Here is a 10,387-nt window from a genome sequence, read left to right on the forward strand (position 1 = left end):
ACGCCCGCGATGATTCGCTGGACTGCGCCGCCCGCTCCATCGACACCACCTCCGCGGCGGTGGCCGCCATGGCCGCGGAGGTCTTGTTGGCGGCCGCGGTCAGGTCACGGATCTCGGCGGTCGGCAACATCGAGCCGCGCTCGATGACGTTCAGCAGCGAGAGGAATCCGCGTTCGGAGGCGCCCAGCGCGTACATGGCGGGCCGCGCCGCGGACCCGGGCGGCGGCAGCCGACGCGCGTTCGCCGGGCGGGGGGTGGGCAGCGGCTCGGAGCGCAGCCACCGGTAGCGGAACAACAACAGCGTCGCCGGGACGGCCATGATGACCGCGACCGCGCCGGTGATCTCCAGCAGCAGCGCGAACCATCCCCACGCCGCCAGCAGCATCGTCACCGCCGCCCAGAACACGCAGCCGGCGGCGAAGATCAGGCCCCACCGCAGCGCGCGACGTTGCCGCCGCAGCAGCCGCGCACGCGGATCCGCGGCGGCGCTGAGCTTCTGGGCCACCAGATCGGACAGGTCGGCGGCGGTGGCCAGCCCGCGCCCGAGCAGCGTGCGCCAGAGCCCGCGTCGCGCCTCGCTCACCGCCACGACACCCGAGTTACTGGCCAAAGGGCTTCTCGGTGACCGCGCCAGTCTCGGCGGACGCGGGCCGGGCCTCCGGAGTGGCCCCGGCGGCGGGTGTCCCACCGGTCGGCAGCGCTTCGCCGCGCATCGACGCGCGGATCTGCTCCAGCCGGGAGTGACCGGCCATCTGCACCCCGGCCTGCTCGACCTCGAGCATGCGGCCCTGCACCGATCCCTGCGCGAGCTCGGCGGAGCCGATCGCGTTGGCGTAGCGGCGTTCGATCTTGTCGCGCACCTCGTCCAGGCTGGGCACGTTGCCCGGGGCGGCGATCTCGCTCATCGACCGCAGCGAGGCGCTCACCTGCTCCTGCATCTTGGCCTGCTCGAGCTGGCTGAGCAGCTTGGTGCGCTCGGCGATCTTCTGCTGGAGCACCATCGCGTTCTGCTCGACCGCCTTCTTGGCCTGGGAGGCCGCGCTCAGCGCCTGATCGTGCAGTGTCTTGAGGTCCTCGACGCTCTGCTCGGCGGTCACCAGCTGGGCCGCGAACGCCTCGGCGGCGTTGTTGTACTCGGCGGCCTTGGCGGCGTCACCGGCGGCGGTGGCCTGGTCGGCCAGCGTCAGGGCCTGACGCACGTTGACCTGCAACTTCTCGATGTCGGCGAGTTGCCGGTTCAGCCGCATCTCCAGTTGGCGCTGGTTCCCGATCACCTGCGCCGCCTGCTGCGTCAGCGCTTGATGCGTGCGTTGCGCTTCCTCGATGGCCTGCTGGATCTGCACCTTGGGGTCGGCGTGCTCGTCGATCTTCGCGTTGAACAGCGCCATCAGGTACTTCCACGCTTTGACGAACGGATTGGCCATGAGTGAGCTCCACCTTCGCTTCTTGTTGGCCGGATGGTCCCTGGATGGGCCGTCGCTTGTCGCTCAATTTAATGCGTCGGGGCCGATCGCCCTACCCCTGGCGCTGGAACGCCGCGCCGGGGGACCGCTCAGGCGATCGCCAGGGAAGCCACCGGCGGGATGACGACCTTCGTGCCGGCATCGATGCTGGGACCGCGCGCCCCGTCGACGGGCGCACTACGGGCCGCCCGTTCCTGGCCGGCCATCCGCTCGCCGGCGTCGGTGAGCACCGACGACAGCGGGACCTGTAACGCCTCGCAGATCGCGTTGAGCAGCTCGCTGGAGGGCTCCTTGCGCCCGCGCTCCACCTCGGACAGGTATCCAAGGCTCACCCGCGCCGAATCGGACACCTCGCGCAGCGTCCGGCCCTGCGTCACCCGGGCCTCGCGCAGCACGTCGCCGATGACCTCGCGCACTAATGACGGCATTCCCGCCCTCCTTCGTCAAGTCGGCCCCGCTCGGCACGGAATCGACCGCGTCCGGCAGATGCTCATTATGAAACGCGGGTGACGGGGCCTTGGTTCCCGTTCGGCGACCGGAAAATCAGTCCGTTGTCCGGCGCACTTCCCGAACGGTCGACACCACGTAGTCGATGCCGGTGACGATCGTCAGCACGATCGCCGCACCCATCACCACCGCCGCCGTCACCCGGAACGGCCCGGCCAGCGGCAGGATGAACAAGCCGATCGCCACCGCCTGGACCACGGTCTTGACCTTGCCGCCCCAGCTGGCCGGGATGACCCCGCGGCGGATGACCGCCAGCCGCAGCACGGTGACCCCGAACTCGCGCGCCAGGATCACCACCGTGACCCACCACGGCAGGTCGCCGAGCATCGACAGCCCGATCAGCGCCGACCCGATCAGCGTCTTGTCCGCGATCGGATCGACGAACGCGCCGAATTCCGTTGCCATTCCATAATTGCGGGCCAGCAGGCCGTCCAGCCGATCGGTGATGACCGCGACCGTGAAGATGACGAACGCCACCACCCGGAAGGCGACCTCGTGCCCGTCCTTGGCGAACAGCGCGAGCAGGAAAACCGGGACCAGCACCAGCCGGAGCAGCGTCAGCGTGTTGGCCAGGTTTGCGATGTGGACGCGGCCTGGGGGTCCCATCACCGGACCCGTTTGCGGCTGCCCCGACACGGCAACAGAATAACCGTTGGTCAGCATGCCCGTCCCCGATGCCGATACTGTTAGCCGTGACCGAAAGCTCACAGGACTGCCTGGTGCGACGCGCGCGAACGTCCGATGTCCCCGCCATCAAGCGCCTGGTCGACACCTACGCCGGCAAGATCCTGCTGGAGAAGAACCTGGTGACGCTGTACGAGGCCGTCCAGGAGTTCTGGGTGGCCGAATGCAACGACGAGGTGGTCGGTTGCGGCGCGCTGCACGTGATGTGGTCCGACCTGGGCGAGATCCGCACGGTCGCGGTCGACCCGGCGATGACCGGCCACGGCATCGGCCACGCGATCGTCGACCGGTTACTGGAGGTCGCGCGCGAGCTGCAGCTCAAGCGGCTGTTCGTGCTGACGTTCGAGACCGAGTTCTTCGGCAAGCACGGGTTCACCGAGATCGAGGGCACGCCGGTCACCGCCGAGGTGTTCGAGGAAATGTGCCGGTCCTACGACATCGGTGTCGCCGAGTTCCTGGACCTGAGCTACGTCAAGCCCAACATCCTGGGCAACTCCCGGATGCTGCTGGTGCTCTAGCCCGAAAGTGGCGCCCCGCGCTAGTCGTCGGGGTCGCCGCCGTCGGCGTCGCTGCCGCCCCGGATCAACGCCAGCGTTCCGGCCAGCTCGTCGGGCTTGACCAGCACCTCACGCGCCTTGGATCCCTCGCTGGGCCCGACGATGCCGCGGGTCTCCATCAGGTCCATCAACCGGCCGGCCTTGGCGAAGCCGACGCGCAGCTTGCGCTGCAGCATCGAGGTGGAGCCGAACTGGCTGGACACCACCAGCTCGACCGCCTGCAGGAACACGTCCATGTCGTCGCCGATGTCGGGGTCGACGTCGGTGCGTTCGCCCGTCGGCTTGGCCGTGGTGACGCCCTCGGTGTATTCGGGCTCGGCCTGGTCCTTGCACGCGTTGACGACGGCGTGGATCTCCTCGTCGGTGATGTAGGCGCCCTGCAGGCGCAGCGGCTTGCTCGCGCCCATCGGCAGGAACAGGCCGTCGCCCATGCCGATCAGCTTCTCCGCGCCGGCCTGGTCCAGGATCACCCGGCTGTCGGTGAGCGACGACGTGGCGAACGCCAGCCGCGACGGCACGTTGGTCTTGATCAGCCCGGTGACCACGTCGACGGACGGGCGCTGGGTGGCTAGCACCAGATGAATGCCGGCGGCCCGGGCTTTCTGGGTGATCCGCACGATCGCGTCCTCGACGTCGCGCGGGGCCGTCATCATCAGGTCGGCCAGCTCGTCGACGATCGCCACGATGTACGGGTAGGGCCGGTATTCGCGTTGGCTGCCCAGCGGCGCGGTGATGGCCCCCGACCGCACCTTCTCGTTGAAGTCGTCGATGTGGCGCACCCGCGATGCCTGCATGTCCTGGTAGCGCTGCTCCATCTCCTCGACCAGCCAGGCCAGCGCGGCGGCGGCCTTCTTGGGCTGGGTGATGATCGGGGTGATCAGGTGCGGAATGCCCTCGTACGGGGTGAGCTCCACCATCTTGGGGTCGATCAGGATCATCCTGACCTCTTCGGGGGTGGCCCGGGTCAGCAGCGACACCAGCATGGAGTTGACGAAGCTGGACTTGCCCGATCCGGTGGAGCCCGCGACCAGCAGGTGCGGCATCTTGGCCAGGTTGGCCGAGATGAAGTCGCCTTCGATGTCCTTGCCGAGGCCGATCACCAGCGGGTGGTGGTCGCGGCGGGTCGACGGCGCGGTCAGCACGTCGGCCAGGCGCACCATTTCCCGGTCGGTGTTGGGCACCTCGATGCCCACGGCGGATTTGCCGGGGATCGGGGCCAGCATGCGCACGCTCTCGGTGGCCACCGCGTAGGCGATGTTCTTCTGCAGCGCGGTGATCTTCTCCACCTTCACGCCCGGCCCGAGCTCGACCTCGTAGCGGGTGACGGTCGGCCCGCGGGTGCAGCCGGTGACGGCGGCGTCGACCTTGAACTGGGTGAGCACCTCGCCGATGGCCTCGGCCATGACGTTGTTGGCGGCGCTGCGCTTCTTCGGCGGGTCGCCCGCCACCAGCAGGCTCATCGACGGCAGGGTGTAGGGACCCTCGACGACGCGGTCCAGCACCTCGGTCTTCTTCTTGTCGCGGCGGCGGCCCTTCCCGATGGCCGGCTCCGGCGTGGTGGGAATGTCGTCCTCGTTGTCGCGCAAGGCGGGGGCCGGCTCCGCCGTCGCCCACGGCGGCGGCCCGCCTTCGGGATCGAGCGAACCGTCGTCGTAGTAGTCGTCGGAAAAGTCTTCGGCCGCAGGGGAATCCGCGTCGTCGTAGTCGTCGTAGTCGTACTCGTCGTCGCCGAGCAGCCGCGCGCCGAACATGGCGCGGACGGCGTCGGGCACCTCCCGGATGGTGGTCCCGGTCAGCAAGAGCAGGCCGAACATGAAGCCGATGAACAACAACGGCGCGGCGATCCAGGCTGTCAGCCCGTCCGACAGCGGGCCGCCGATGGCGAAGCCGATGAACCCCGCCGCGCGGCGCCGCGCTTCCGGGTCTTCCGGCGAGCCCGACCACAGGTGCCGCAGGCCGAGCGCGGAAAGCGCGATCAGGGTGGCGCCCAGGATCAGCCTGGGTCGCGCGTCGGGATTGGGCTGGGTTCGCATCAGCGCCACCGCCACCGCGGCGGTGACGACCGGGAGCGCCAGGACGCCCGCCCCGATGAAGGTGCGCAACAGCGTGTCAACCCACGCGCCGACCGGCCGGGCGGCGTTGAACCACGAGCTCGCGGCGACCACAACGGAAAGGCCGAGCAGCATCAGCGCGATCCCGTCGCGGCGGTGCCCCGGGTCGATGTCACGGGCGCGGCCGATCGACCGCGCCGCGCCGCCGGTGCTGCGGGCCGCCATCAGCCAGGTGGCGCGCAGGGCGCGGCCGCCGGTGAGTCCGGCGGCCACCAGGAGTGAATGGTTACGCCGCTTGGCGGGCCTGCTCGGCCGCTTGCGGGGCGCCGCCGGCCGCGCGCGACCCGACCCACTTCGCGAAGGGGCCTTTGACCTGCTCGTTCTGGCTTTGGAGCGGGCGGCGGTCTTGTTAGCCATGTCGGCAAGGGTAGTCGCACCGCCATCATCTGCACCACCCGCCACACTGGTAACGGTTCGGCTTGTGAGCCATCTGACGGGCCGGCCGCGGCGGCGCGTGAGTAGGGTGACAACCGGTGACCTGAATAACACAAGTCATGCGCGTCACCCACCCCGTAACCCAGGAGGCCCGAGCATGCCCGTCGTCGTCGTTGCCACCATGACCGTCAAACCGGAATCGGTCGACACGGTCCGCAACATCCTCACGCAGGCTGTGGAGGAAGTGCACAACGAACCCGGCTGCCAGTTGTACTCCCTGCACCAATCGGGCGAGACCTTCGTCTTCGTCGAGCAGTGGGCCGACGAGGAGGCGCTCAAGACGCACAGCACCGCCCCGGCCATCGGCAAGATGTTCGGCGCGGCAGGCGAGCACCTCGCGGGGGCGCCGGACATCAAGATGCTCCAGCCGGTGCCCGCGGGCGACCCGGACAAGGGTCAGCTCCGGTCCTGATGACGCGGCCCCTCGAAGGCAAGATCGCCTTCATCACCGGCGCGGCGCGCGGCCAGGGACGCGCACACGCGGTGCGGCTCGCCGCCGACGGCGCGAGCATCATCGCGGTCGACCTGTGCGACCAGATCGCCAGCGTGCCCTATCCCCTGGCCACCGAGGACGACCTGGCGCAAACGGTCAAGCTGGTCGAGGACACCGGCGCCCGGATCGTGGCCGCTCGCGGCGACGTCCGCGACCGGGCGTCGCTGTCGGCGGCCCTGCAGGCGGGCCTGGACGAGTTCGGCCGGCTCGACATCGTCGTGGCCAACGCCGGTATCGCACCGATGCAGTCGGGCGACGACGGCTGGCGCGACGTCATCGACGTCAACCTGACCGGCGTCTACAACACCATCAAGGTGTCCATCCCGACCATGGTCAAGCAGGGTACCGGGGGCTCGATCGTGCTGATCAGCTCGAGCGCCGGACTGGCCGGCGTCGGCAGCCCCGACGCCGGTTCCGTAGGCTATGCCGCCGCCAAGCACGGCGTGGTGGGGCTGATGCGGGTGTACGCGAATCTGCTTGCCACACAGTATATCCGGGTCAACTCGATCCATCCGTCCGGCGTCGAGACCCCGATGATCAACAACGAGTTCACCCGGGAATGGCTGGCCAAGATGGCGGCCGCAACCGACACGCCCGGCGCCATGGGCAATGCCATGCCGGTGGAGGTGCTGGATGTCGAGGATGTCGCCAACGCGGTGGCGTGGTTGGTGAGCGACCAGGCCCGCTACATCACCGGCGTCACTTTGCCGGTCGACGCGGGCTTCCTGAACAAGTAGCGGCGCATGGCACGAAATCCCGCCGCGCAGACCGCTTTCGGCCCGATGGTGTTGGCCGCCGTCGAACAGAACGAGGCGCCGGGTCGCCGCCTGGTGGACGACGACCTCGCGGAACTGTTTCTGCCGGCGCCGCTGCGCTGGCTCGTCGCGGCGACCCGGGTGGCGCCGGTGCGCCGCGTGATGATCCGCGCATCGGAGTGGACCGGGCGCGGTCTGTGGGCGAACATGGCCTGCCGCAAGCGTTTCATCGGCGACAAGCTGGCCGAGGCGCTCGAGGGCGTCGACGCGGTCGTCATCCTCGGCGCCGGATTGGACACCCGCGCCTACCTGCTGACCCGGCAGATCCGCATCCCCGTGTTCGAGGTCGACCTGCCGGTCAACGTCGCCAGGAAGGTGAAGACCGTCCGGCGGGTGCTCGGCGGGCCGCCGATGTCGGTGCGGCAGGTCGCGTTGGACTTAGAGCGCGACGACTTGCTGACCGCCCTGGCCGAGCACGGTTATCGCACCGATTACCGGGCCTTCTTCATCTGCGAGGGTGTCACCCAATACCTGACCGAAGCCACCGTTCGCCGGACGCTGGAGGGCCTGCGCGCGGCCGCACCCGGCAGCCGTTTGGTATTCACCTACGTCCGGCGGGATTTCATCGACGGTACCAATCGGTACGGTACGCGTAGGCTCTATCGCAGCGTCCGCCAGCGGAGGCAGTTGTGGCACTTCGGTTTACAGCCCGAGGAGGTCGGCGAGTTCATCGGGGAATACGGTTGGCGGCTGCTCGAGCAGGCCGGGCCCGACGAACTCCTCGAGCGTTACGTGCAGCCCACCGGGCGCAAGCTCAAGGCCTCGCAGCTGGAATGGTCGGCATACGCGGAAAAGCTGTAGGGCGGGTCAGACCTCGATGGTGGCGCCCCGCTTCGCCCGGCTCCGCCGCGCTCGCGATCGCCACTAGACCTCGATGACCGTCGGCACGATCATCGGTTGCCGGCGGTACGTCTCGCCCACCCACTTGCCGACGGTGCGGCGCACGGCCTGGGCGATGCGGCCTGGATCGGTGATGTTGTCGGCGGCAAGCAGTTCCAGCTCCGCCTCGACCCGGCGCCCGGCGGGCTCCAGCGCCTTGGGGTCTTCGGAGAAGCCGCGCGAATGCAGGTGCGGCGCGGCCACGGGACGCCCGGTGCCGCGCTGGACGACGACGGTCACCGCGACGAAGCCCGACGACAGGATGAGCCGTTCCCCCAGCGTGATATCGCCGACGTCGCCGCTGATGAGCCCGTCGACGAACATCTTGCCCACCGGCACCGCCCCGGCGATCGACGCCGTGCCGGCGACCAGGTCGACGCTGACGCCGTTCTCGGCCAACAGGATCGACTCCTCCGGCACCCCGGTGCTCGCCGCCAGCTTGGCGTTGGCGCGCAGCATCCGCCAGGTGCCGTGCACCGGCATGACGTTGCGCGGCCGCACACCGTTGTAGAGGAAGAGCAGCTCGCCGGCGTAGGCGTGGCCCGAAACGTGCACGCGCGCTTGGGCGTTGGTGACGACGCGCGCCCCGATCTTGGCGAGGGCGTCGATCACGCCGTAGACCGCCTCCTCGTTTCCGGGGATCAGCGACGACGCCAGCACGATCAGGTCGCCCGCGGTGAGCGTGATGCTGCGATGCTCGCCGCGGGACATCCGCGACAGCGCCGACATGGGCTCGCCCTGGGTGCCGGTGGTGATCAGCACCACCCGCTCGGGCGGCATCATCTCGGCGGCGCCGATGTCGATCACGTCGGAATCGGCGACCCGCAGGAACCCCAGCTCCCGGGCGATGCCCATGTTGCGCACCATGGACCGCCCGACGAACGACACCCGCCGGCCCAACGCGACCGCCGCATCGATGATCTGCTGCACCCGGTCGACGTTGGAGGCGAAGCACGCCACGATCACCCGGCCCTCGGCGCCCCGGATCAGGCGGTGCAGCGTCGGTCCCACTTCGCTTTCCGACGGCCCCACGCCGGGGATCTCGGAGTTGGTCGAGTCGCACAAGAACAGGTCCACCCCGGCGTCGCCGAGGCGGGACATGCCGGGCAGATCGGTGGGCCGGCCGTCGAGGGGAAGTTGGTCGAGTTTGATGTCGCCGGTGTGCAGGACGGTTCCCGCGCCGGTGTGCACGGCGATCGCCAGCGCATCCGGGATGGAGTGGTTGACGGCGAAGTATTCGCACTCGAAGACGCCGTGGGTGCTCCGCTGGCGTTCGCTGACCTCGATGAACACCGGCTTGAGCCGGTGCTCGCGGCATTTCGCGGCGACCAGCGCCAGGGTGAATTTCGACCCGACGACCGGGATGTCCGGGCGCAGCTTGAGCAGGAACGGGATGCCGCCGATGTGGTCCTCGTGCGCGTGGGTGAGCACCAGCGCCTCGATGTCGTCCAGCCGGTCCTCGATGTGGCGCAGATCCGGGAGGATCAGGTCCACGCCGGGCTCGTCATGCGTGGGGAACATCACCCCGCAGTCGATGATCAGCAACCGGCCGAGATGCTCGAAAACCGTCATGTTCCGGCCGATTTCGCTGATGCCGCCCAGCGCGGTGACCCGCAACCCACCGGTGGCCAAGGGACCAGGAGGGGCGAGGTCTACATCCACTTACGGGTCACCCTTTGACTCACCGGAGCACCGACGCCGCGCGCATATCGGCGGCCAGCGCATCGATTTGCTCGGGCGTCGCCGGCATCTGCGGCAGGCGGGGATCGCCAACTTCGATGCCCTGCAAGCGCAGACCCGCCTTGGACATCGTGACGCCGCCCAGCCGGCCCATCGCGTTGCACAGCGGGGCGACGGAGACGTTGATCTTCCGTGCGGTGGCGATGTCACCGGAAGCGAAGGCGGACAACATCTCTCGGAGCTGACCGGCGGCCACATGAGAGATCACGCTGATGAAGCCGGTGGCACCCATGGCCAGCCACGGCAGGTTCAGCGCGTCGTCGCCGGAATAGTAGGCCAGCCCGGTCTCGGCGATGATCTGGCCGCCGCTGTGCAGGTCGGCTTTGGCGTCCTTGATTCCCACGATGTTCGGATGGGCGGCCAGCGCGCGGATGGTCTCGGTCTCGATCGGGATCACCGAGCGCGGCGGGATGTCGTAGAGCAGCACCGGCAGTTCGGTGGCGTCGGCGACGGCGGTGAAGTGCGCGATGAGCCCGCTCTGCGGCGGCTTGGAGTAATAGGGGGTGACCACCAGCAATCCGTGGGCGCCCTCGGCCGCGCAGGCCTTGGCCAGCCGGACGCTGTGAGCGGTGTCGTAGGTGCCCGCGCCGGCGACGACCCGGGCGCGGTCGCCCACCGCTTCCAGCACGACGCGCAGCAATTCCCGCTTCTCGTCGTCGGTGGTGGTCGGCGACTCACCGGTGGTGCCGGAGACCACGAGGCC

At 69.2% G+C, this 10,387-nt stretch carries 11 protein-coding genes; 4 read left to right on the forward strand and 7 right to left on the reverse strand.

The window, feature by feature from the left end; translation table 11 throughout:
- The 4 genes from A5711_RS21190 to pgsA all read right to left on the reverse strand — a co-directional run.
- On the reverse strand, positions 1-589 hold a 589-nt coding region (locus A5711_RS21190), incomplete at its 3' end, for a hypothetical protein (protein ID WP_067949987.1).
- Positions 590-599: 10 nt separating this feature from the next.
- Entirely contained in the window at positions 600-1,424 is an 825-nt protein-coding gene (pspA, locus tag A5711_RS21195; RefSeq protein ID WP_067949989.1) for a phage shock protein PspA, read from the reverse strand.
- Between the two features lie 128 nt (positions 1,425-1,552).
- Positions 1,553-1,891, reverse strand: coding sequence for a transcriptional regulator ClgR (gene clgR / locus A5711_RS21200; RefSeq protein WP_067949991.1), 339 nt, complete (start codon positions 1,889-1,891; stop codon positions 1,553-1,555).
- A gap of 115 nt (positions 1,892-2,006) precedes the next feature.
- Positions 2,007-2,606, reverse strand: a complete 600-nt coding sequence (pgsA, locus tag A5711_RS21205; protein ID WP_197501022.1) for a CDP-diacylglycerol--glycerol-3-phosphate 3-phosphatidyltransferase — start codon at positions 2,604-2,606, stop codon at positions 2,007-2,009.
- 38 nt (positions 2,607-2,644) lie between these two features.
- Between pgsA and A5711_RS21210 the strand changes: the two genes are divergently transcribed.
- A complete protein-coding gene (locus A5711_RS21210; protein WP_067949995.1) occupies positions 2,645-3,172 on the forward strand; it encodes an amino-acid N-acetyltransferase in 528 nt (175 codons plus the stop codon).
- 20 nt (positions 3,173-3,192) lie between these two features.
- On the opposite strand, the gene A5711_RS21215 is transcribed toward A5711_RS21210, so the two are convergent.
- Entirely contained in the window at positions 3,193-5,679 is a 2,487-nt protein-coding gene (locus A5711_RS21215) for a DNA translocase FtsK (protein ID WP_156745020.1), read from the reverse strand.
- 175 nt (positions 5,680-5,854) lie between these two features.
- On the opposite strand from A5711_RS21215, the gene A5711_RS21220 reads away from it, so the two are divergent.
- From A5711_RS21220 to A5711_RS21230, 3 genes are read left to right on the forward strand one after another with little or no spacing between them, the layout of a single operon-like run.
- Complete coding sequence (locus A5711_RS21220; RefSeq protein ID WP_067949997.1) at positions 5,855-6,169, forward strand: putative quinol monooxygenase; 315 nt, start codon at positions 5,855-5,857, stop codon at positions 6,167-6,169.
- Positions 6,166-6,987 (forward strand): mycofactocin-coupled SDR family oxidoreductase, encoded by an 822-nt coding sequence (locus A5711_RS21225; protein ID WP_066950641.1) that lies wholly within the window; start codon positions 6,166-6,168, stop codon positions 6,985-6,987. Before A5711_RS21220 ends, A5711_RS21225 begins: the two co-directional genes overlap by 4 nt.
- Before the next feature lie 6 nt (positions 6,988-6,993).
- Positions 6,994-7,866: an SAM-dependent methyltransferase gene (locus tag A5711_RS21230; RefSeq protein WP_067949999.1), complete on the forward strand. Its 873-nt coding sequence runs from the start codon at positions 6,994-6,996 to the stop codon at positions 7,864-7,866.
- A 63-nt stretch (positions 7,867-7,929) separates the two neighbouring features.
- Here A5711_RS21230 and A5711_RS21235 read toward each other — a convergent pair whose 3' ends face one another.
- Positions 7,930-9,606 carry a ribonuclease J gene (locus A5711_RS21235; RefSeq protein ID WP_067950001.1) on the reverse strand — a complete coding sequence of 559 codons (1,677 nt, stop codon included), beginning with the start codon at positions 9,604-9,606 and terminating at the stop codon, positions 7,930-7,932.
- A gap of 19 nt (positions 9,607-9,625) precedes the next feature.
- Positions 9,626-10,387: 4-hydroxy-tetrahydrodipicolinate synthase (dapA, locus tag A5711_RS21240; protein ID WP_067950005.1), on the reverse strand; the 762-nt coding region annotated here is incomplete at its 5' end.

It is taken from the genome of Mycobacterium sp. E2238, assembly GCF_001672665.1.
In the GTDB taxonomy this organism is placed as follows: domain Bacteria; phylum Actinomycetota; class Actinomycetes; order Mycobacteriales; family Mycobacteriaceae; genus Mycobacterium.

Coding starts and splice junctions, on each gene's coding strand:
- pspA (WP_067949989.1), bottom strand. CDS start 1,424: ATGGCCAATCCGTTCGTCAAAGCGTGGAAGTACCTGATGGCGCTGTTC.
- clgR (WP_067949991.1), bottom strand. CDS start 1,891: ATGCCGTCATTAGTGCGCGAGGTCATCGGCGACGTGCTGCGCGAGGCC.
- A5711_RS21210 (WP_067949995.1), top strand. CDS start 2,645: ATGCCGATACTGTTAGCCGTGACCGAAAGCTCACAGGACTGCCTGGTG.
- A5711_RS21215 (WP_156745020.1), bottom strand. CDS start 5,679: ATGGCTAACAAGACCGCCGCCCGCTCCAAAGCCAGAACGAGCAGGTCA.
- A5711_RS21220 (WP_067949997.1), top strand. CDS start 5,855: ATGCCCGTCGTCGTCGTTGCCACCATGACCGTCAAACCGGAATCGGTC.
- A5711_RS21230 (WP_067949999.1), top strand. CDS start 6,994: ATGGCACGAAATCCCGCCGCGCAGACCGCTTTCGGCCCGATGGTGTTG.